Annotated in this window: 19 protein-coding genes; 18 read left to right on the top strand and 1 reads right to left on the bottom strand. The window is 27.8% G+C overall.

The genetic code is table 4. The annotated features are described in order from the left end of the window. Positions 1 to 262 precede the first annotated feature (262 nt). The 17 genes from AAHM97_RS03765 (at position 263) to AAHM97_RS03685 (ending at position 22,234) form a co-directional block, all read left to right on the top strand. Positions 263 to 5,893: an ABC transporter permease gene (locus tag AAHM97_RS03765; protein ID WP_342268608.1), complete on the top strand. Its 5,631-nt coding sequence runs from the start codon at positions 263 to 265 to the stop codon at positions 5,891 to 5,893. A gap of 208 nt (positions 5,894 to 6,101) precedes the next feature. Next, complete coding sequence (locus tag AAHM97_RS03760) at positions 6,102 to 6,884, top strand: hypothetical protein (protein ID WP_342268607.1); 783 nt, start codon at positions 6,102 to 6,104, stop codon at positions 6,882 to 6,884. Positions 6,885 to 6,925: 41 nt separating this feature from the next. Continuing rightward, positions 6,926 to 7,312, top strand: a complete 387-nt coding sequence (locus AAHM97_RS03755) for a hypothetical protein (protein ID WP_342268606.1) — start codon at positions 6,926 to 6,928, stop codon at positions 7,310 to 7,312. Between the two features lie 70 nt (positions 7,313 to 7,382). Next, positions 7,383 to 8,576, top strand: a complete 1,194-nt coding sequence (locus AAHM97_RS03750; RefSeq protein ID WP_342268605.1) for a hypothetical protein — start codon at positions 7,383 to 7,385, stop codon at positions 8,574 to 8,576. A gap of 1,395 nt (positions 8,577 to 9,971) precedes the next feature. Further along, a complete protein-coding gene (mraZ, locus tag AAHM97_RS03745) occupies positions 9,972 to 10,394 on the top strand; it encodes a division/cell wall cluster transcriptional repressor MraZ (protein ID WP_342268604.1) in 423 nt (140 codons plus the stop codon). A 6-nt stretch (positions 10,395 to 10,400) separates the two neighbouring features. Further along, positions 10,401 to 11,348 (top strand): 16S rRNA (cytosine(1402)-N(4))-methyltransferase RsmH, encoded by a 948-nt coding sequence (gene rsmH / locus AAHM97_RS03740; RefSeq protein WP_342268603.1) that lies wholly within the window; start codon positions 10,401 to 10,403, stop codon positions 11,346 to 11,348. Continuing rightward, the gene (locus AAHM97_RS03735) at positions 11,341 to 13,398 is read left to right on the top strand and encodes a hypothetical protein (protein ID WP_342268602.1); all 2,058 of its coding nucleotides are present in this window, start codon (positions 11,341 to 11,343) and stop codon (positions 13,396 to 13,398) included. Before rsmH ends, AAHM97_RS03735 begins: the two co-directional genes overlap by 8 nt. Positions 13,399 to 13,466: 68 nt before the next feature. Further along, complete coding sequence (ftsZ, locus tag AAHM97_RS03730) at positions 13,467 to 14,702, top strand: cell division protein FtsZ (protein ID WP_342268601.1); 1,236 nt, start codon at positions 13,467 to 13,469, stop codon at positions 14,700 to 14,702. Between the two features lie 211 nt (positions 14,703 to 14,913). After that, positions 14,914 to 15,681 carry a DeoR/GlpR family DNA-binding transcription regulator gene (locus AAHM97_RS03725; RefSeq protein ID WP_342268600.1) on the top strand — a complete coding sequence of 256 codons (768 nt, stop codon included), beginning with the start codon at positions 14,914 to 14,916 and terminating at the stop codon, positions 15,679 to 15,681. A gap of 17 nt (positions 15,682 to 15,698) precedes the next feature. After that, positions 15,699 to 16,535 (top strand): hypothetical protein, encoded by an 837-nt coding sequence (locus tag AAHM97_RS03720; RefSeq protein WP_342268599.1) that lies wholly within the window; start codon positions 15,699 to 15,701, stop codon positions 16,533 to 16,535. Positions 16,536 to 16,680: 145 nt separating this feature from the next. Next, positions 16,681 to 18,729: a PTS transporter subunit EIIC gene (locus AAHM97_RS03715; RefSeq protein ID WP_342268598.1), complete on the top strand. Its 2,049-nt coding sequence runs from the start codon at positions 16,681 to 16,683 to the stop codon at positions 18,727 to 18,729. 18 nt (positions 18,730 to 18,747) lie between these two features. Next, positions 18,748 to 19,254 carry a hypothetical protein gene (locus tag AAHM97_RS03710; RefSeq protein ID WP_342268597.1) on the top strand — a complete coding sequence of 169 codons (507 nt, stop codon included), beginning with the start codon at positions 18,748 to 18,750 and terminating at the stop codon, positions 19,252 to 19,254. 14 nt (positions 19,255 to 19,268) lie between these two features. Then, positions 19,269 to 19,580: a PTS lactose/cellobiose transporter subunit IIA gene (locus AAHM97_RS03705; RefSeq protein WP_342268596.1), complete on the top strand. Its 312-nt coding sequence runs from the start codon at positions 19,269 to 19,271 to the stop codon at positions 19,578 to 19,580. A 1-nt stretch (position 19,581) separates the two neighbouring features. Continuing rightward, positions 19,582 to 20,037: an RpiB/LacA/LacB family sugar-phosphate isomerase gene (locus AAHM97_RS03700; protein WP_342268595.1), complete on the top strand. Its 456-nt coding sequence runs from the start codon at positions 19,582 to 19,584 to the stop codon at positions 20,035 to 20,037. A gap of 1 nt (position 20,038) precedes the next feature. Further along, the gene (locus AAHM97_RS03695; RefSeq protein WP_342268594.1) at positions 20,039 to 20,548 is read left to right on the top strand and encodes an RpiB/LacA/LacB family sugar-phosphate isomerase; all 510 of its coding nucleotides are present in this window, start codon (positions 20,039 to 20,041) and stop codon (positions 20,546 to 20,548) included. A gap of 31 nt (positions 20,549 to 20,579) precedes the next feature. Then, positions 20,580 to 21,365, top strand: coding sequence for a hypothetical protein (locus AAHM97_RS03690; protein ID WP_342268593.1), 786 nt, complete (start codon positions 20,580 to 20,582; stop codon positions 21,363 to 21,365). Between the two features lie 14 nt (positions 21,366 to 21,379). Then, positions 21,380 to 22,234 (top strand): class II fructose-bisphosphate aldolase, encoded by an 855-nt coding sequence (locus tag AAHM97_RS03685; protein WP_342268592.1) that lies wholly within the window; start codon positions 21,380 to 21,382, stop codon positions 22,232 to 22,234. Between the two features lie 212 nt (positions 22,235 to 22,446). On the opposite strand, the gene AAHM97_RS03680 is transcribed toward AAHM97_RS03685, so the two are convergent. Beyond that, a complete protein-coding gene (locus AAHM97_RS03680) occupies positions 22,447 to 22,827 on the bottom strand; it encodes a hypothetical protein (protein WP_342268591.1) in 381 nt (126 codons plus the stop codon). 548 nt (positions 22,828 to 23,375) lie between these two features. On the opposite strand from AAHM97_RS03680, the gene rpsB reads away from it, so the two are divergent. Next, on the top strand, positions 23,376 to 24,257 hold the full coding sequence (gene rpsB, locus AAHM97_RS03675; RefSeq protein ID WP_425288835.1) for a 30S ribosomal protein S2: 882 nt from the start codon (positions 23,376 to 23,378) through the stop codon (positions 24,255 to 24,257). The last annotated feature ends 3 nt before the right edge of the window (positions 24,258 to 24,260 follow it).

Below are 24,260 nucleotides of genomic sequence, written 5' to 3'. Positions count from 1 at the left end.
TTATGTATTATTGCTCTTGATGCGAGCCATTTATTGTTATAAATTACTGAAATTACATTTAAAAAAGTTTTCAATACATTGTTTTTTTGATATTTTACATTTATTTGCAATATTTACATAGTTTTTAACACTTATTCTAATTTTACTTTATAATAATATATAGATAAAATATTAGAGCATAAGGGAAACTAAGTGTAATTCAGTACACTTGGCTTCCCTTATGCTTAGTTTAATATCTAAGTATAGAAATTATGGGTAAATCATGAGGCTAAAGTGACTACTTTTTAAACAGGGATTTAAATCGATATTTAAGTATAAAACACAATTTTTTATAGTATCTTCACTTTCCTTTATTGCCAGTCTATTTCTTAGTCTTGTAATTAGTGTTAATACAAGAGTTAACGACGTTTACAACGATACTGTTAAGAAAAACTCACAAAGATTTGAAGATGAATATTCACAAACTGTTGGTATAGATAAAACATCTGGATCTTCTGAAAATGATACATATATACAAATGAATGATTTTGTCAAGGATAATTATACATCGATCACAGATAAATCGGGACAAAAGACATCCTATGCCAATTTTTATATAGCAAAACAAGGAAATAATAACCAAACAAATCATTCTAGTTTTGTGACCGATGCATTTTCATCACCATTTTTCATAGAAGGATGAAAAGACCTTTTTATTGGTGATACTTCAAAAGAAGGTGCTCAATTTGGTGATGAAATACGAAATTATAATGCAGACCGTAATGATAACCATTATGGAATTGATGGATATGAAAATATAACAAGAGTTGGTGAAGCCGCCGCTGAATTTGGATTTTTTTCCGTTAATGAAGGAACCGGTCAATTTTTATGTCCAACACCATATGCTGAAAATTTTAATTCCCTAAACGAAACATTTAAAGTAGGTTCACTTGCAGAGTCTGATAATCTTCCTCGTTATTTTCGACGTTTCTTAATGACAATTATTGGAGCATTGATGCAATCTTTTAATAATAAAATTTTAGATTTACATAATAATAAAGATGATATTTCTAAGTTGCCCTTAGCACTTGCATATTATAGTTCCAACACACAGGCTTTTAATAATTGGGAGCGAGTTTACAATGAATTAAAAATTCCAACAACACAAAATAAAAGTGATTGAGCCGATTGATACAATAAAGGTTGAAATGCATTAGACCCATCTCTTGAAGATTGGGCAACAACATTAGGCACAAATATTGTCCATGATCGTGATTTTGTTTATGTTTATTCTGCTTTTGAATCAATTGCATTTGAAATGTTAAAAAAATGTTATGATTATGAAAAAGCAATTTGATCAGATTTTGAGACAACACCAGAATATAAGAAATTAGTAGGTCCTCCATATTCAGGGAATGATTTATCACAAGATATCGTTGATTTATATAATACAAAATATACATTACATTTATGTAGAACACCAAATGTTGCAGATGACTTTAAATTAAATGATTTTGTAGATGCTGCAAGAACTCATATGACTGTCTTATGAAGTTATTTATTTGGCCAAAATTTACTCGATGATTCTTCAACAAATTTAAATAATTTGAATACAATTTATTATGAACAAAATATGACAATTGGTGGAAATTATTCTTCTACTTTACTTAATTTAAAAAATAAAGACGGTTCTGCATCATACAGTTTAAAAGAACATGGTTTAAGAGGAATGCTAAGTCCTTTATCATATATTTTAGATGATAATGGAATTGCAACTTCTGTTAAGTCTAGTGTTGATTATAACATATATTCACGTTGTGATATCGAAAGGGGTTATTATGCTTCGCGTGGGGGGATAAGATTTAGCTATGATGATATAGACCCAACCATTTACACAAAGTCTAATGAGAATTATGCACCATCTAAGAAGAACCCATTTATAATGGAAAAATACCATCAAGAGATGGCTGCTTGATTAACTGGTTTAAATGTTTCTTTGAGAGAAGAAGGATATTTGTATGATAGTTCTCAAAAACTATCCTTTCGATTTATTGTGCTTGATGAAAAAGAAATAGCTAAGAAAAATCAATATTTAAAATTGATTAGTGGAACAATGCCGACATCAGATAATGATGTGCTAATTGGAGAACAATATGCAATTAGAAGGGGTATAAAAGTAGGATCTAAATTGTCAATTGATGGTGTTTATAAAAACATTTCTGGTTTTGCAACAGATTCCCTTAGTTATTATCCCATCACGAATTTAGACTCAATTATGCCAGATGTAAATAATGGTATTATTGTTTATCTTACAAAAAATAATTTAAAAAGTATTTATAGTAAATCAGATTCTGGTATATCAATTTCTATGACTAATTATTATTTCATAAATAATAATTCAAATTTAACAAACCCAAACCCAATTGTTAGTGATTACCAATCAAAATTAGAATATTATTGTACTTATAAGAATACCAATAATCAAATTCAATACAAATATGACGATATCTTAAATAATGGAAAAAAATCTCAATATTGATTAAAACATGACGACCAGAAGCAATTACCAATGCACTTTAATGATACTGTCTTTAAATACAATATGAAGGTCCAAGGTTATTTATCAAATGCCCTTAAGGTGTGTCTATTTGTATTTATACCAATAATATTATTGTTATTGCTAAATGCTATTATCTTTTCGATTAAAAAGAATATAAGAAATAATGCATCTCAAATTGCTTATATGAAGGCGATGGGAATAAAAAGTAAAGAATTATCATTCTCATATATTGGCACATCTTTAATTATTTCCTTTATAGTTATCCCCCTAGCCTGGATTTGTTCTGCATTTTTACAAGATCTCGTCTCCAATTTTTTTATTGGATATTTAACTATAAACCTTTACCAATTTATTTTTAATCCCCTTGTTTTATTTGGAATGATGATTGGAATTGGTGGTTTTGCAATTGTTTCTTCTTTATTGGTTGCATATCATTATAACCGAAAAGAAATAGGAAATATTATCATAGTTTCTGCTAATGCCTCTCAAAAAATTAAGGTTAAGAAAGCTAAAAACAAAAAATATCTTATCCCATTTTGATTACGATTTGATATTAAAATTGCAGCTAGAAATAAAAATGTTTTTCTAGCATCATCTTCTGCTGTATTTATTATTATGATATTGGTGAGTTTTTTATCCTTTGCTCCTCCAATGTTAAATAAATATATAAATGATTCAGAAAAGTTTTTTTCATACAAAAATGCATACACATTTGTAAACCCAGCAGAAAATGCTCCCGTAGCACAAACATCACTAGATGCTTGAACGGGACCTAATTATTTGGAAGATAACCAAAAGGGAGACCAATTAGAAGGGACTGGAATTGGTAAATATGTTGAGGATTATTATGAAGATCCTGGACTTATTAATGATTCAACTAATAATACTGGTGTTTTTTCAAAACTAGTACTTGACAAAGATTCTTATTATAACAAAAATCAACAACCTTCAGCATTATATTCATCAGACGATAATTATTGGTCAAATATAAAATGAATGAATGATTATTTAGGAACTTCAACAGCAGATTCAAAATCTTTTATTGATATGTTATTAAATGTTTTACCTCAAAGAATTTCTAACTTTCATGGGGTATCTGTGAGCGCTGGTGAATTAGAACAATTTTCAAACGCACCACTTTACACTCAAAAAAATAGTAATGGTTCTGGAGATGACTTTTCTAACATTGGAGAAAGAGAACATCAATTAGGAATTACAAATTCATTAGTTTCATCTGGATTACCACAAATAATTAACACAATGTTTACAAACACCTCAAGTAAGGTGGCTGAAAGTGATGACTGAAGAAGGTCAATAATGGATTACATTCTTTCATATTTGCCATCATCTTACAGCGGTTATGTTTCTTCTAAATCTAGAATAGGTCAATTTTCAGTTTCTTCTGGTGTTGATGCATATGTTCCAGGACAAGAAACAATGGGAACAGCTCTTAGTTTTACAGATGGTTCTGGAAAAAGTTTTAGAGCAGATGGACTAAAAGAGAACCAATTAGCATTCAATCTTAATGACGTTGACACCTCATCAGTTTTTTTAAAAGCCAATATTATTAGAGAGTTAGATACTTTATTTGATGATTCTAAATCACTAGATAAATCAAAAATTCAAGATCTTATTAGATTAAAAATTTACAACCCAGATACAAAAACTCTCTACATTCCAGCGGTAATTAATAAAACCGTTAAAAAGAAATTTGGTTTTAAAACTAATGTTATTCCAGATTCTACTTATTTAAAAATCAATGGTTTAAATTATTCAAATTACTCTCGTCCAGATATTCCAAAGTCTGCTTGAGTTTATGATGATCGAGATTATTTAAAATTCCAAGGAAAAGATACAAAAAATGGATTTATAGACCCTTATAGTATTGACACGTCAAAATATATATTCCAAAGACAGTACGCTGATGAAGATAATAAAATAAAAATGCTGAAAGATACTTCGCTATTTCAAGAACTAAAATATGATGAAAATGGTAAGTTAGTTTATAATCTTAGACCATATTATAATTATAATAATATAAGACTATATATTCCAGAGGATGCTTTATTTTCAAACGCAAGCCTATTTCAAAATGGAGATATTGATTTGGCAACTGAAATTAAGGACGACCTTAATAACCCAACACCAAATCAAACAGGTTGATATGGGGAAGCAAGTCAAAAGGATGTTCCTAATTCGATAAAAGATGCTTGAAAAGCAAGTTCTTTAAATGGCAAATATAGTGATAAATATTATTATATTTGTCCATATAATTTGAAGTTTACTAAATTGTACAATGGTGCAAATCCAGAAGATAAACACGGAGAAGCAGATTTATCAGATTTAGGTAAGCAAACCGTAACATGTTGAGCAGATGATAATATAGGTTATGGAAATAATTATCCAATCTCAATTTCAAAGGGAAAACTTGGACATAATAATATTAAAAAAGCAGAAATTGATCCTAAATCTGTTTTATCAACATTTAATGATAATATAATTATTATTGACCAAGATATTGCAAATCTTTTGTATGGTTATAACACTTCAAAATTTATTTCACTTAATCAGTCGCCATTTACGCCATCTGGTAAATCATACCAAGTTCCCAACGGTCCAAATATAAAAACTTATAATTATAAAGATGTTTCAGCCTTACCTCAAAAAGCACAAAATGACCCAAAATCAATGGTTTATGGTGTTGACAGTTTATTTAAAGGGGATAAGGATAGTGCACTTAAATATTCTACCCAATCTTATTGATTTAATACGAAATATTCAAGATTTTCTGAAGTAATTGGAGAAACAACTGGAGCAAGAGCTGCTTTAGATGGAATAACAGGAACATTTAATTCGGGAACAATAAGCTCAGCGCTAACAGGTATTCGACCTCAGTATATAAGTGTTGACCTATCTAGCCTTAGACTTGGATTGTTAATATCAATTTCAGAACTATTTTTAAGTTTAGCGGTTTTAGCAATTGTTATTATTATTATGATAAGCATTCTTTATTTAATGTTGCTAGTAGAAGCATTTATTACAAATTTTGAAAAATTTATTCTAGTAATGAAGGCTCTGGGATATAGAAATAAAGATATTATTCACATAGTATTGGGAATACAGGTAGTGGTAAACACTATTCTTGTCACAATTGCAATTTTTATGGGATATTTCCTATCACGAGCAGCTTTAAATACAGCTGCTAGATTTACTGGGGTTACAATTCCCCCAGTTATTGTCTGGTGAGTTCCGTTCCTATTAATTGGTATATTTATAACGTCATTTACTTTAGCTGTTTCAATCCCTTTAATCAGTGTATTAAAACGCAAAGCCTCTTCTATTTTTTCAGAATAAGTGATTATAATTTTTTAGAAAAGATGGTATTAATTTACGCAATATTATATTTTTTGTTATAATTATTTTTATAGTAGGTGATGTTTATAGATAAGTTGCCATTTTGTTAAATAAGATTAATTTTTAGTAATTTTTAAATAGTTTCTTAAAAAATATGATTTTTACATATTTTTATGATAATAAGGTATAATTTTTATAGAAAAGGAATTTGCAATATCAAAATTCAAAAAAAGCATTTGCCACACTTGCTAGTGCATCTCTATTTGTTAGCGTAGCTAGTGTGGCATCGTGTACCTATGTAAACACCTATGTTCAAAGTGTTAAAAAACGAGTGAGTGATCTAATTCAGGCTAGTAGCTTGGCGATGTATGGACCAATCGCTGGAGCTGCTGGAACCGATGGAACTGCTTCAAATAATTATTTACAGACATTAAAAGTTAATAAAGTAATATCATCATCAAAAGAATCAGAAACCATATCTAATGCTCTATCATCATATTTTGGTAGTGATTTTGATGTTTTTAAAGCAATTGATAAAGTTGATGGTCTATCATCAACACAAAAAAAAGAGATGGTTGGTAACCCTTATCAATCAAATGCGTGAGGTGGAATATCTGGTATTTATAGTACAATTTATTCTCTTATTGGAAATGGGATCTCAAATTCACTATTATCTACATTATTATCAGCGTTAAGAATTGCTGGACTTAGTAGTATGGATTCTAATACTGTTGATTCTATAAATTCTATTATTGGCGGACTTGGTAATGTTAAAGATGATATTATAACAAATTTAAATAAGATACAAAATAATTCTAACTCATATTATATGTATTGATTTTATCAAGAATTATCTATTCTTCTTGCTAATTTATATCCTAATACAAAACCTATAACAATAGAAGATATAGTAAAAAATAAAAATTCATGGTCCTATGTTGTTGATAAATTAAAAGACCAATTTAAAGAATCTTTTAGCAAAAAAATATAGTATCATTTGACCCATCAAAAGATATCTCTCCTTTATTGGAAATGTTTATTGCATTGTCATACTATATTAGTGCTTTTGATAGTTATACAAATCCTAGTCTTAATCTAAATAATGATTGGTCTGAAGATAACCACAACCATCTATTTTCTCAAGATGAATCAAATTATACTGTGATAAAAAAAGTTGCAGAACAAACAACAACAAATGCAACAATTGAAAAATGTAATTTGTCTGTGATATCTACACTCTTAAATGGAATATTTGGTGGAAAAGGAAATGTAGATAAAGTGCAATTTAATTGTGTGATGCAAATTTTATTTCATAATATTGATACAACAGATGGAGCGAGATTAACGTCAACACCAATTTTGGGTGATGGAACTGCAAATCCAGTCTATCAAAAGAAGGTGGTGATGGACTATTCTTAAATCTTAATGCAGATGGTAAAGGTGGAATTGATGTAAGCAAGTCAAGCATTGTCGGTAATATGGCCGAAATATGTATGGTTTGGGCCCATTATTAGCATCGGTAATTGATGGTTATGTAAACACAACCAGTGTCGGTCCACTTATGTTTATTCTCCCTGGTATTCTAAATGCTCCGGATGAATCCCATCTATTTGCAATATTAACAAATGTTATTATGCCATTATTGGCAAATGACAATTGTAAAAAATTGGTCTCTTCATTAGGAACTGATTTGTGTGGTATATTAAACTCTTCTTTAATTTCTATATTAAAAGATGCATTAAAAATGTTTGGTATAACTTTACCTATACCATCAGCATCTACAATTGAGCCTTATATTGGTTTAATTAAGTCTTTTGGTTCATATTTTAATAGACCATTAGAAGATATCATCTATGGTTCTACTGTTTTACCATTAATATTTTTATTATTAGAAATGGTAAATATTCCCGTTCCTGATAATTTTAAATCATGTAAAAATATAAATGATTTACTATCAAAAAACATCTCAATAATGGGAGTGGATATGCCCATTTCTTCTTTGACTACAATTATTATAGAAATAACTAATATGGTCAGTAATAACACTAATGATATATTAGACCTTTTAAAATCAATGAATTATAATATGCCAAAAAAATTAGAAGTATATGATGCAAACGACAAGGAATTAACAGTTCCTAAGAAACTCTCAGATAATAGTGTAACGTTCAATGGTACAACATATACAAATTCTTTAACCCTTGGTTTATCTGTTATTGACGATAGTAAAAAAGGGTATCAATATGTATATACTGATGAAAGTGGCAATAAAGTTCGCTTATCTGGATTAGAGTTTGGTGAAAAATTACTAGGTTATGAATCAAAAAATAACACAATAAGTGTTATTCCGGGCTCATTTTTATATAATTTACAAAAAATGGCAAATAAAAAAGGTGACAATAGTCTTAATGATCTTATGTCTAAATTGAAAATTTTCTTTTCAGCGTCAACAACAACATTTTACACAGATAGAAATAAAGTTTTTATGGAATACATGAATTCTAAAAATTTCTCAACAAGCAATGTAGAATATAAAAATTTCTCAGATAATAACTATGAATCTACATTGAGTTATGTGTTACATTATAAATATAAAGGAAAAACATTAAATTATAAACTTTCATTATTATTACCAGGTGGGAAAAATATGAACTATCAGTTTAAAAATATAGAAAAATTGTAAAAATAGAAACCATTTAATGCGGTTAACTATAATTATGAAATAATTCTTAATAGAAAATCTATTTATTTTTTATCTTAAAGGATTGTTGGCACAAAATAAAAGAGACTTAAATATGTAATTCTCTTTTTTTGTTATAGATATATATTTGTAATAATTTTATTCCTAGTAACATTATTGAGTGTTATATTTAAAATTTAAGTAATTTAATGTGGTTGTAAATGATTAATATAAATATTGCTAACCATATCTTTTATATCATTGGTAGGCAATTGTATTTAGAGTAATATTTAAATATTCTAATATAATTATGTTTATGAGTTCATATCCAATAGTTAGATATGATAAATTGCAAAATTCTACTATTTAAAATATAAAATTAGAAAGATTTGTCATAAATATTGGAAAATCTACCTGACCTTAAAAAAATGACTTGAGACTCTTTGTACATATGCTTTAAATATGAAATAATTTTTTTGAATAAATATGTGGTATTTATAATTTTTAACTTTTGCCATTTGTATATTTATTATCCTCAACTAAATAATTTTTAATCTTTTATTGGTTTTAATGGCACATTTTCTTTTACTTCAAAAGAAAATGATAAATTTTAGTTTAATAATGATTTAATAACTATGAATTATTTTTCTAATATTACTCGATTTAATTTGGTTATTGTAATTACCTTCAATGTGTTGAATTTTGTTTATATAAAGTGATCGCATTATTGGTGACATGCTATATATATATGTATCAGGGTAGGAAATTTAAGTTTTTTTATTTTCATTTTATTATGAATTAATATGTTTTTTTTGATGTAGTAATTACTAACTGATACTCAAATGAATATAACATCTTTTGAAATATATAATTGTTTAATTTTCTCTTCTAATATAATTTACAAAATTAATAATGTACTTAAGTGTAGTTATGATCACATTTTCATGTTAAACATTCATCAAAAATGTTAAACTTTTTTAGAATTTTTAACATAATTTTTGTATTTTTGTTCATCATTTTTTTAGCTCTTGTATTTTGATATATTTTTAAGATAATTACGAAATGCATTCTTCTATTCTTAATTAAACATATTTTTATTTCTTCTGTTATTATATTTAAAAATAAGCGTAAAACAAAGTTAAACAAGAAATTAGTTACTTTTTACTATTAAATGTTCTTAATTTATTTGTATAATTTAATAATGCTTATTATTTTATTTACAAATATATTTTTCATAAAAAAGTAATCTTTTAATAGTGAGACATATATTACGGGTTGCTTTATTCTAAGATAACAATAGATTACTAATTTTTTTATTTTTTAATTGAAAAAGGGACAAAAATGACTTATTGTTTCTTTTTATGGTATATAATGTTATTAAGTGGGAGAGAGTGGGATATGTTTCTAGGTACATTTGAACATACATTAGATGAAAAACAACGGCTAACAATGCCTGCTAAACTACGTAGTAAAATTGATACAACTATATATATATCTGGGGGCATTGAACCCTGCCTACAAGTAAGGTCTGAAGATGTTTTTAAGCAGCTTTTAGAAGAGTTAAATTCTAAATCTGATATGAATTCTAAGAGGCGCTTAATTAAAAGGCATATTTTAGGAAATACTTGTGAAATTAAGTTGGATGGAAGTGGAAGAGTATCTATACCCACAAATATTCTTGACCTAGCAAAAATTAAAAAAAATGTCTATATTATTGGTCAAGGTGACTATATTGAAATTTGAGATGCAGAAGTTTATAAACAATATATTAATGAGAATGCAAATAATTTAATTGATTTTGCCAACAGCTTTGGAGATTAATTTCTAATGAATAAAAATACCCATCAGCCGATTTTATTAGATAAAATCATTGAGTTAATTGTTAATAAATCAGATGGTGTTTATGTAGATTGCACTCTTGGTTGAGGAGGACACTCATTATCAATTTTGAATAATATTGACCAAAAAGGCAAATTATTTTCAATTGATCAAGACCCAAAAGCAATTGAGTTTTGTAAAAAAATGTTTAAGGGTCGTGAAAATATAAAAATAATTAAAAATAACTTTGTAAATATAAAGGCTATTCTAAGTTTACATAACGTTTTTAAAATTGATGGTATTTTGTATGATCTTGGGGTCTCATCCCCGCAGTTAGATGACCCCAAAAGGGGATTTAGTTACCGATATGACGCACCTTTAGATATGAGGATGGATAATACCCAAACCCTTGATGCAAAATTTGTTCTTAATAATAAATCTATTAAGGAATTAACAGATATTATTAAATTATATGGTGAAGAAAAATTTGCTTATAGAATATCACAAAATATAGATGAATTTAGAAAAAAAAAACCATTAGAAACTACATTTGAATTAGTTGAAATTATCAAGAAGTCGCTTCCAGAAAAAGTTAAGCGCCAAAAAAAACACCCCGCAAAAAAAACATTTCAAGCTATAAGAATTTATGTTAATGATGAAATAAATATTCTCAAAAATAGTATTGAACAAGCAATATCTCTTTTAAATATTGGCGGTAGAATATGCATTTTAACATTTCATTCTTTAGAAGAAAAAATTGTCAATGAAATATTTAATCGACTGACATTTGATAAGAATCAAGATATTAATAAGTATTTACCAATAAATATTAAAAGTGATGTTTTATTTAAAAAAATTACAAAAAAACCTATATTTGCTACAAATGAGGAAATATTTTCAAACAATCGTAGCCATAGCGCTAAATTGTGAGTGATGGAAAGGATAGGATATGAATAAAGTTGCGCCAAATATTATGTTAAAAGACACATATGCTGTTTTAGAAATATCAAAAAATAGGATGACTTTTTCTGTTTGTAAATATATTGATAAAAAAGCGAACCCTGTTGTTGTTTTTTCAAATACAGTAAATGAAAAATTTTTAAATGATAAAGATGTTGTGGATAATCCTTTACATGCTAAAAATGTATTAGCAGAGTTATTGTGAAAATATGAATCATCTTTTCATGAAGAAATTAAGGCAATAATTTTAATCTTGCCAACAAATACATTGGCAATTGATGAGTCTACTGAGACAATTTATGCTGATGAAGAAAAAACTTTTTCTTCTAATCAAATACTTAAAAATCAGCTATTTGATAAAATAAAAAATTCACGATATAAGCCCTCTAAAAGTGTTGTTAAAATCAAACCGAAACACTGAATTTTTGATAATGTAAAATACATAGATTTTCCTTATGGTCGTTTATGTACAAAAATACAATTAGTATGTCTAAATTATTCAATTGACAATGAAGTGCTACAATCACACACTAAAGTAATTTATGATAATAACCGCCAAATATTAATGAAAGATTTTCAAAACCACGTTAAAGCAATAAAAATTGTTCCACCTGCAGAATTTATATCTGAAAATGTTGTTTTAATTGAAATAAATAAAGATGATTATTCGTATGGATTATATAGAAATGAAGGTTGTTTTAGATTTGTAAATACAGGAAAAGCAAATGCGATAGATGGAATGACGACTTCTATTGCCAATAAGTTAAAAATTAAGCAACATATAGTTTACAATTATTTGTTTAATTTATTGGATTTTAATGAATTGGATGAATCTTCTGATATTATATATTTTAGAAAAATGGATAAAGTTTCAAAAATTGAAATATCATATTCTAAGCAAAAAATATTAGAAGAATTTAAAAACTATATTAGCCGTTTTGTAAACTCAATAGAAGGTGTTTTAAAAAATAGTACAAATAAAAACCTTGAGAATTTAAGGGTTTATATTTGTGGTGATATAACCAAGATTTCTGGTATAGAAGTTATTTTCAAAAAATGTTTTAAAGTAAAAACTAATATTAGAATTTATATACCATTAGGGGTTGGAGAAGAAGATGAAGCAACAACGGTTGCTTTAGGTGCTGCTGAGGAGATGTTATTATCAAATAATACAATTCAAAATCAAAGATATTTAACTAGTACTAATGACTTTATCAAGGAACATAAGATATCAGAATCAGAGTATGATAAACTAAAGGAAAATGTTCCTGATGGATATACAATCTTGCCAAATATAAATATCGACAATAGTAAAAAAAATAAATATAATAATTTTGTAAATATGGAACAACAAAAAAATGAACAAGAAAAATATAATAATTATTCAAAGTTGGCACCAAATTATGATTATTCTAAAAATACTATTTACAACCAAAATCAAAAACCAAATGATATTATAAATAAATCTTCTTCTAATAGTGTTTGAGACACGTTAGAAAGGGATGTTAATTCATATACACAAAAAACTTTTAATAATCAAAATCAAAATAATATTTACCATAACCCATCTTATAATCAAAGTTTAAATTCTTATCAACAGTCAAATATTAACAACCGGGTTAGTGAAATAAATTTGAATCCGAATTTACAAAATTATGCACCTGTTAATAAAAATATTATCCAGGAACCTCATTTTTACAATAATGATAAATTTGAACATGAAGTTCCAAATAATCAACAAATTTTACAACAAAATAATCAATTATTGGAACAACAATTATTTCAACAAAATAACCAACAATTTAATAGTCAGGGCAATATAAATCAACAGCATATAAATCAACAAAATCCAAACTATATTAATATATCAAATAATCAAATTCAAGAACCAAATTTGGAAAATAATCCATTTGTCCATCCTATAAACAACTTAGGTGTTGATCAAAATATCGGAAATTTTAACCATCAACAACAACCGCTAGGTAGTTATAATCATAATCCAGGGCTTGGAAATTTTGCATTTAAGAAAACTAATACAAATTACTAAAATATATTATTATTTTGTGTTAAAATAATAATATATATATAGAAAACAAACAAGGAGAATTCAATATTATGTCAGTAGAAAATTTTAAAAGCGCTGTAATTAAAGTTATAGGTGTTGGTGGTGGTGGGTGCAACGCTGTTAACCGAATGTATTTAAAAGGTATTCAAGGTGTTGATCTACTTGTTTGCAATACTGATTCACAAGCCTTAAAGGCTTCGCCTGTAGAAAATAAGATAATTATTGGAAAACAAGTGGCAAAGGGTCTTGGTGCTGGTGCTAATCCAAAAATCGGAGAAGAAGCAGCGTTAGAATCTGAAAAAGAAATAAGAGATATACTAAAAGGGAGTGACCTAATTTTTATTGCCTGTGGAATGGGCGGGGGTACTGGAACTGGTGCTGCCCCTATTGTTGCTAGAATTGCAAAAGAAACTGGCGCATTAGTAGTTGCAGCTGTTTCAAAACCATTCGCTTTTGAAGGTCCAAGAAGAGGTAAATTCGCAGATATTGGTGTTAATCAATTAAAAAAACATGTTGACTCATTAATTGTTATTTCCAATAATAAATTATTAGAAATATTGGGAGAGATTCCATTTAATGAATCATTCAAGGAAGCTGATGGAATTTTAACGCAGGCAGTTCAAACAATTTCAGATTTAATAACAATGCCCGGATTGATTAATCTTGACTTTGCAGATATTTCGACCGTTCTTAAGGGAAAAGGTGAAGTATTATTTGGAATTGGTTCTGGAGAGGGCGAAGAAAAAGCTATTGAAGCTGCCAATAAAGCGGTCTCATCTGCTTTATTGGAAAGTTCTGTTCGTGGTGCAAAGGATGCTATTGTAAACATAACTGGGGGACCAAATTGTACTGCTTATGATGCTTATGATGCTGTTGATATTATTACACAAGCAGCAGGAGAAGAATTAAATATAATTTTTGGTTTTGCAAATGATGAAGGATTAGGTGACAAAATGATTGTTTCAATTATTGCAACAGGTTTTGATTCAGAAGTGGCAAAAGATCGTGAAAAAATTTCACAACAACAAAATCCTCAAAAGCAATCTTACCAACAACAACCAATTCAACAACCAATTCAACAACAAAATCCTCAAAAGCAATCTTACCAACAACAACAAAAAAATGATGAAATGGATAAAAACAATAATATTCCGAACTCTTTTGTTCAAAACAATCGCCCAATTGCAGCCAAGTTTCCGAAAAATGAAACAGTAAGTATTGATGACACACAAACACAAGATGTGGATGATAGTGATCTCCCGACATTTTTAAAAAATAATTTCTAGATATTAATTATTATTTACCATAGCTTATAATTTTATCATTGTTTCAATAGGTTAATAATTATAGACCTATTATTAATATATTATAAATAATGATAAGATTTAGATAAACTAAAATTTAATTATGCAATTTTAGTTTATTTTTTATGGTGATAATTAATGAATATTTATGATATTTTTAAAATATGGTGTATAATATAAGAAAGGAATAATTATGGAAAAATCACTGAGATTAGAAGGACTATTAAATTTCATTAAAGGTACTGGAAAAGTATCAATGAGACAAGCAATTGAGTATGGAACTGCTCATTTTAATAAACCACCTCTGACAATTAGACGAGATATAAAAGAATTACAAAAATATCATTATATATCAACTGAACTAGGTCTTTTAAAGATTAATGTAAATAAAGAGATTGAGACAACCAGAAGTCAAAAGATTGAAAAAAATTATAATGAAAAATTAATGATTGCAAGAGAAGCTGCTAAACTTATTGGCAATGAAAAAATATTACTAGTTTCACCTGGGACAACGATGGAAACTTTCTCTCGTTTTATTAATACTAAAATTGAATATCTATATACAAATGGATTTGAAATCACAAAGCAAGCACTAACAAATCAATACATTGATCGAATAATAGTTTTAGGTGGGAGATTGCGTCCACAATCATTAGCGTTTACAGGACCACAGGCGCTTAATGCCCTTGATGGTTTGAATTTTCCCCTTGCATTTATAACTGGAACAAACATTGATACTAATGGTTATTTGTGTAATAATCATATAGAAGAAGCAGAAATTATTAAAAAGATTATAAAAGTATCTGAGAAAGTTATTTGTCTATTAGACTCTTCCAAAATTTTTCAAAATGGATTTATAAGAATAACACATATATCAGATATCGATATCGTTATCTCTGATAATAAAATAAAAGACCAACACTTGCTAGAAGAACATACTAAATTAATTATTGCAAAGTAATCTTTGGGGATTTTAAAATGAAAAAACAAATAAAAGTTTTATTAAGTATTATGAGTATAACATTAATACAATCTCAAGTAGTTAGTTGCGGTTCAAAGCATAATGTTTTATCTAAAGATATTAATGATTGAAATGTTGATAGAATGTTAGATAATACAGCATTTAATAACATAATTACCAATTATAATGGTTATTCACTTAACTGAGATGGAGATATTAAAAATAAAAAATTCCATAGTGCTTTTTGGAATTGTGAACAAAATGATTGATTTACCGGAAGTGATGTGCCATCAAGACAGTTAAAATATTACGAAGAAAATGTTGGAAGTAATTTAAACAAAATGTGTGAATTAATTGATATATCATATTTTGGTGAATCTTTGTTATATTATTATGAGGCAAATTCACAAAATTATGGTAGCAGTGTTTTAAAATTAAAAGATCTAAAAAAGGATGAAATTTGAAAGAAAATAACAGACAATATTATCTTTATAAATTCTGGTATTAATGAGAATGTTGTCACTCCTAAAAATGATGATAAGGGCAGTGATGTTGGATTTTGCTATACATTAGCAGATTGGAAGAAAAAGTCAGGGTGAGAAGAATTAGAAATAACTAACAGTTTAAAGGAAAATAAAGATCTATGGACACCATGAAAACATACTCAAGAAAGCATGAGTACTAGCTCATTTCTTGCTTATTATTTTAATATGAATGTTTCAATTCCTAAAAATTCAGTCTTTATTGATAGCCACAAAAGTAGTTGAGGACAACCAGGAAGTAATAATACCAAAAACACTAGAGATAACAGAATTATTTTTGTTGGTGGTGAAGCTTCTATAAATACCTTATAAATCTTTTTTATTAAAGTAGTGATAATTTATGATAAATAAATGAAAATAATACCTATTTTATCAAAAAAAAAAGATTTTTTTTTTATATTAGGAATATAATATTAATAAGTTTAAATAAATTTAAACTAAATAGAAAGGTTATTTTATGGAAAATAATACACAAGCCGAAACAAAAGCCAAATCTAAAAAGTTTGAGCTTTTTATGGAAGCACATGTAGTTCCCGTCCTTAATAAGATTGCTGGTAATCGATTACTAGGATCATTAATGGAAGGGTTCTACTCAACATTGCCAATTATTGTTTTTTCATCAATTATTGGAATAATAATGTGAGTTCCACCTGCAATAATGGGAAACATGTCATACTACCCCTTAGATTTGCGTAGATTCTTAAATAGAATATATGTTTTAAGTATGGGGTTTGTTTCACTATGATTTGCGATGGCTATTGCTAGTTCATTGGCAACTAGATTAAATCATAATTTGAATGATAGAAAAATGAATATTTTAATGGTTGGTTTTGCTGCAGGGACATCAATAATGTTGATGTCAGTTGCGGGAACATTTGCCATTAATGATGATGGAACTGGGACTGAAAACTTCTCAAATGTTCTAATCTCAAACTTGGGAGCTGTTGGTATGCTTTCTAGTATAATTGTTGGTTTAACATTACCATATATATTTTATTTACCTGTTAAATACGGTTGAACTATTAAACTACCAAGAGCAGTTCCACAAGGAGTTTCTCAATCATTTGCAGATATTATTCCTTACGGATTATCAACAATGTTTTATTGAGGATTTGGTTATATATTTATCTATTCTTTAAATGAAACATTTACAGATTGATTATTTGCATTAATCAAACCAATATTTAATGGTTTGGATAGTTATGGTTTCTTAGCAGCTGTTGCATTTATGACAGCATTTATTTGATTTATTGGAGTTCACGGTCCCTCAGTTACAAGACCATTCTTAACCCCATTTATGTATTCAAATTTAGCTGATAATCAAGCAGCATTTGCACAAGGACAACATCCACACTGAGCATTAACATATGAATTTGCATATGATTTTACCTCAACATTAGGAGGAACTGGTGCAACATTTGTTATACCAATTTTATTTATATTATTAGCTAAATCTAAAAAACTAAAAGCTGTAGGGATTGCTTCATATATTCCAATATGATTTCAAGTAAATGAACCAGCTTTGTTTGGAGCACCAATGATTCTAAATCCAATCTTTGCAATCCCATTCTTCATTCTACCAGTAATTAATATATTGATTTATAAATTCTTTATCGAAGTTATTGGTATGAATGGGGCAATATCTGATGTACCATGGTCGTTGCCAGCTATCTTTGGACTCTTAATTGGGACAGGATTTGATTGGAAATGTGCTCCACTATGATTAGTAATGGTTACTATTGATTTCTTTGGATATATTCCATTTGTTCTATTACATGACAAAATGTGTTGTAAAGAAGAAGTTAAAGAAGCTGAAGAAAAAGGGCTAATGATTCCATACCATTATAATATATTTGAACTTGTGGCTTATAAATTGTCTCGAAAACCCGAAACAAAAGAGCGCTACAAACATATTAAAGAACTTATTTTAGTTGAAAAAACTAATAATAAAAACGAAAAAGCAATTTCAAAACAAGCATACTTAGATGAAATTAAAGAAGCAAAAGAAATTGCATTACAAGAAAAACAATTAAGAAAAGAAACTAAAGAATTAAATACTCAATTAGCTAGAGCAAGAAAAGAAAATAATCAATCTTTAGTTAACGATTTGGAAGCTAAACTTAAAAAAGATGGTTTAGCTGATAATCAAAAAACAGTTATTACAGGTGATAATGTAAATGTCTTAGTAATTTGTTATGGTGCTGGAACTAGTGCAATGCTAGCAGAACAAATTAAAAAAGCGGCTCTATTAAAAGGAATTAAAAATATTGTTGTAAATTCTGCAGCTCAAGGCACACATGCGGATAAAATTAAGATAGCAGATATTGTAATTGCCTCACCACAAGTAAAAATGTATGTTGATGACTTTAAAAAACAAATTAAAAAAGGCGGAGTTGTTATTCCTACAAAAGGTGAAGAATATGTAGCAGCGGTTAAAGACCCAGAAATTGCCATTGGTTTGGTTGTAAATAACATTGATCCAAAATCATTAAAATATGATAAATAATATTTTCTAGGAGTGTAAATGAATTATTCAAAGTTAAGAAAACTCAATTTATTATGAGCATTATTTTCTGTAATTGGCTTAATTATTTGTTGTGTTATTATTTGATTGTGTTTTAAACAAGAAAAAGTAATTTTATGAGATTTTATAATCTCTGGAATCGGTGGTTTTGCAATCTTTTGATGTATTTACCTTTTACGATTTTGTTCTAGAAAAACAAATTATCCATTCGTCTTATCGGAATCAAAAGATTATACTGGAATAGCATTGCGATTTATTTATGATAATGAATTTATATGAGTAATTTTATTTCCAATAATAAGTGCTTTATTTATGCCTGGTTTTTATCTTTTATTAGGAATTAAATATACAACCTCATACGCTGATAAAGAAAATGTTAAACTTTGAGTAAGAATTATTATTATCATTTCTATAACATTTATAGAAGTATTAAACAATATTATTTATTTGCAAGTTGTTAAGAATGTATCAGAAGAAAAAGCAACTGAATTTATAACTAGAAAATAGGAGTAAAAGAAAAAATGACAAAAGAAGAAATGACAGCAAAAGGATTTGAACTTGTTGCCTATGCTGGAGATGCTAGAGCGGATTATTTACATGCTATAAAATTAGCAAAAGAAGGTAAATTCAAAGATGCTCGTGCCAAAGTGTTAGAAGCTGACCAAACCCTTACAAAAGCCCATATTGCCCAAACAGATCTTTTAACAGAAGAAGCAAAAGGAAATTATTCTGATTTAACATTAATAATGGTTCATGGTCAAGACCATTTAATGACAACATTAGTTATTAAAGAATTGGTTAATACAATTATAGATTTGATTGAGAGAAAATAATATGGACATTAAATCAAAAACTATATATATATCTACAAATAATTTCTTAACTACTATAAAAAAAATAGGTGAAGTATTAAAAAAAGAAAACTTAAATGTTGTAGATATAAATCAAGGCAAAAAACTAGACATTTATGATGCATCTGTTATGGTTGCAGAAAAAGTGTCAAATGACCCAGAAAAAAATGTCGGCATAATAATTGATGAATATGGGAACGGTGGGTTCATGGTTGCTGCTAAATTTAAAGGTACAATTGTGGCACAATTGGGAGATGAACATTCAGCTCACATGACAAGAGGTCACAATAATACCAATATTATTACACTTGGAGCAGATTTAACAGCAGAAAAACAAATTATCAAAATTATCAAAAGATTCTTATTTGCCAAATTTGAAGGTGGAAGACATATGGTAAGAATTGATATGTTAGAAGAAATGTTAAAGGGGGATAAATAGGATGAAAATTGCAATTGGGTGCGACCACATCGTAACAGAAATTAAGGACCATTTAATTAAAAGTTTAGAGGCCTTGGGTTATGATGTTATTGACTGCGGAACATATGACAAGGAAAGAACCCATTATCCTATTTTTGGTCACAAAGTTGCAACGTTGGTTGCTAAAAAAGAAGTAGAATTTGGTGTGATTATGTGTGGAACTGGTGTTGGTATTTCTAACTCTGCAAATAAAACTAAAAATATTAGAGCTGCTTTAGTGAGAGATGTTGCTAGTGCAGTCCAGGCAAGAGAAGAATTTAATGCCAATATAATTGCTGTTGGTGGTAGAGTTTCTGGAGAAGGATTAATTGAAGAAATTTACAAAGCATTTTTAGAAACTAAATATATTCCTTCAAAAGAAAGGGAAGATCGAATAAAAAAAATAGATAGTTTAATTAAAAAAGAAAACTATAATGATGATATGTTTGACTTAGAGTGTAAGCGATGAGATGAAGGGTATTATCATGACTAATTTTTAATAGCAAAATAGAAAAGAGGATACTATGAGAAAAATTTTAAAAGCACTTGCAACAATTGCTATTACGAGTGCTGCGCCTTTATCTGTAGTTTCTTGTGCTTCAAAAACATATGATTCTATTCTAGGTGATAACATAAGAGTACGCGGCTTAGCAAATGTATTTAAATGGCCAAGTAGTGCAATTAATAATACAGTTTACCAACAATTTTTTATTAGTAAACTAAACGATAGTTTAAAATCAGGTGATTTTTCAGACCTAAATTATTTAAATATGATTACACAGGGGTATGGAAAAAAAGCTGATGGTACAAGAGTTCGCTTGTCATCAAGCAATCAACTTGTTTCGCAAGTAATAGCCGAATATGAGACAACAGCAAATAGTAACGAAAATTATATATCATTAATTAATGAAAAACTAGACAAAAATTTAACATATAAAATATATGATAGTGCAGACAAGAATATATATGATTCTAGTGTGAAAATAAAAAATCTTAGTGCTGATGATGAAAAAGGAAAATCATTAGTTAGTTATAATGAAAGTACAAAAGTGTTTGTTATGAATTTTAAGGTAGAAGTTGCTGCAGATAAAAATAGCAAAATATTCACTGGAGGAAGATTTAACCTTGTTAACGAAAAATCTAGTGGTTCAAAATTATCCGCTGATGATTTCGCAAAAAAATACGGGTGAGATTCATATTCTTCTGATGAAAAATCAAAAACTGGTTTGGATTTTAAAAATAACAAAGCAACAATATCTAAGGATTATGATTATCGTTATAATGTACAATTCCATTTCTCATTATCATAAAAAGAAAGGGTAATATGAAGACAAATTTTAAAAAAGAACTATTAATTGCCAAAAAAGGTGGTTATGCAATCCCTGCATTTAATTTTGATAACATGGAGATGTTAAAAGGAATAATCGAAGCTGCGGAAGAAAAAAAATCTCCAGTTATATTAATGGTAACAGAGTCTGCTGCTTTATATATGGGTGTGGATTATGTATTTTCTTTAGGCCGTAAGGCGGTAGAGTTATCAAGTGTTCCTGTTATTTTACATTGAGATCATGGATTTGATATTGATTTAATTAAGCGAGCAATAGATTCTGGATTTGATTCTGTAATGTTAGACTCTTCTGCAAAACCATTCGCGATAAATGTTGAAGAAACAAAAAAGGTTGTTGAATATGCACACAAACATGGAGTATGTGTGGAATCTGAAATTGGTCACGTTGGTGGTAAGGAAGATGACAGAGAATCTAATTCACAACAATATACAAATATAAAAGATGCGATTGAGTTTAATAAACAAACAAACGTAGATGCTTTGGCTATAGCTGCTGGGACTGCACACGGAATATATAAAACAAAACCAGATCTTCAGTTCAAATTAATTGAAGACATTGTTGAATCTATGGAAACACCAATCGTACTCCATGGTTCTAGTGGGGTGCCGTTAATAGATCTAAAAAAAGCCATTAAACTTGGTATCACCAAAATTAATATTGGAACTGATCTTAAAGTTGCTAACGCAAATGCTGTAAGAGAATGATTGGTTACAAATAAGGATGGATATGATGCTAGAAAATTTGGAAAAGCTGCTATAGATGCTGTAAAATTAGCTGCGATTGAGAAAATTGTTGCTTTTAATTCTCAAGATAAAGCAAACAATAGATAAAATTTTCTTATATATTATCTAAAAATCTTCAAATTTATTTTTGAAGATTTTTTATAGTTTATTTCTAATGATTTAGCAATATCTATTTTTATCACTAACAAGCTTTATTTTTAAATACAAATATTTATTATTGATTCTATTAAAAACATGTTTTTTTAATATTAAAATTAACAAAAAGTGATTAAACATGGTTAACCCTAAGGGGAGAGAAGTTAAATAAATATCTCACCTCTTTTTTGTTTGTAAATATAAGTTTGTAATAAATTTTTGTTTTTAATAAATGTTTTGAATGTTTTGTAAAAATCTGAAAGTGAATTAAAGTGATTTCCAACTGATAAATAGAATTGTTCTTTAATTCAACCATTTAATGCCTCTGTTGATGAATTGTGCTTAAAACCAGAATTAGACATTGATATTATAAAATTGTGCTGATGATTTTCATAATTTAAAACTTCATAGGAAAGATTGGCTGAACCTCTATCCATTTGAACTATACAATTTGTGAAGTCATTTTTTGAGAGATATTTAGATATACCATATAATGTTGAAACAACAGTTTGTTTGTTTTCACCCTGACCAATTGAATATGACACAACCTTTCTAGTAAATCAATCATAAGCAATTTCACATAATAACTTAGTTCTTTTCCATTTATAAATAGATCCTTAAATCAAGTTCCATCAATACCAATTTTTTGTCCTGGACATGTTGTATAGAGGTAAATATTATTTCCTCCCCTTAGGGTTACCTTCGCCTTATTTAATTAAATAATTCAATATATTAAAATATAGATTTTATATATTAGAAACATAAAAACTGATAATAAATTTGAATTAAAGTATATTAATTGAGTTATACACCTGTTTGAATTTAAAAAAATAATTGTTATAAAAATGAAATAGCATTAGAGTAATAATATAAGCAAATAAATATTTAATATTTTACCTAAATACACCTTTTTTCAATTATAATGTCGCAAAAAATTATATAATATATATGTTTTTGAAATCAAATTTTATTTATTTTTATTATCGATTGAAAAAATACACAATTTTGGATTCATTTTCCTAGTGCTTTTTTAAATATAAAATGGTGGAAAATGTTAGAAAGAATTGGAAGAGAAAACAAAAAAAGGAGATATATGTCAGTAATTATAACAAGAGAACAATTAAGAGATGCGGGAGTTCATTTTGGACATCAAACAAAAAGATGACATCCAAAAATGAAGCCATATATTTATGGTGAAAAGAATAAATATCATATAATTGATATTGATAAGACTTTAATCAAATTACAAAAAGTTAAAGAAATAGTATCAAGAGTTGGTGCTAAGGGTGAAAAAATAATTTTTGTTGGTACAAGAAAAAATGCAAAACCAGCTGTAAAAGAGGCTGCTGAAAGAACAAATAATTTTTATGTAAATAATCGTTGATTGGGTGGAACACTAACAAACATGAAGACAATTCAGATAAGAATTAAACGATTGTTTGACATTGAAAATGAAGAAAAAACAGAAAAATTAAACCTAAGAGCCAAAAAAGAAAGATTATTAATTTTAAAAGAAAAAGATAAACTTGAAGTAAATTTGGGTGGGATCAAGAAAATGCATAAGTTACCTGCATTAATGTTTGTTGCGGACCCTAAGTTAGATGAAATAGCAGTAAAAGAGGCAAGAAAACTTAGAATTATTGTTATTGGAATTTGTGATACAAATGTAGACCCAGATATTGTAGATATCGCAATCCCAGCAAATGATGATTTACCAGAATCTGTTAATATTTTGATTAATTATATTGTTGATGTTTACGCAGAAGCTGCTAATATTAAATTATCACCATCAACTTTAAAAGTCATTGCTCAGAAAAAAGAAGATAATCCAAGACCTCAAAGAGGTCCTCGTGATGAAAATAATTTTTATAAACCAAGATACACAGATAATGTTGAAAAAAAAGAAGGCTCAATTTTAAGTAAAGATAAAGAGGTTGAACTTAAAAAAGAGGAAAAAGTAGTAAATGAAGGATAGGGT

The organism is Spiroplasma endosymbiont of Aspidapion aeneum (genome assembly GCF_964031045.1).
In the GTDB taxonomy this organism is placed as follows: domain Bacteria; phylum Bacillota_I; class Bacilli_A; order Mycoplasmatales; family Mycoplasmataceae.
The sequence above is the reverse complement of the archived record's forward strand: the minus strand, read 5'-3'. Positions and strand labels throughout refer to the sequence as shown.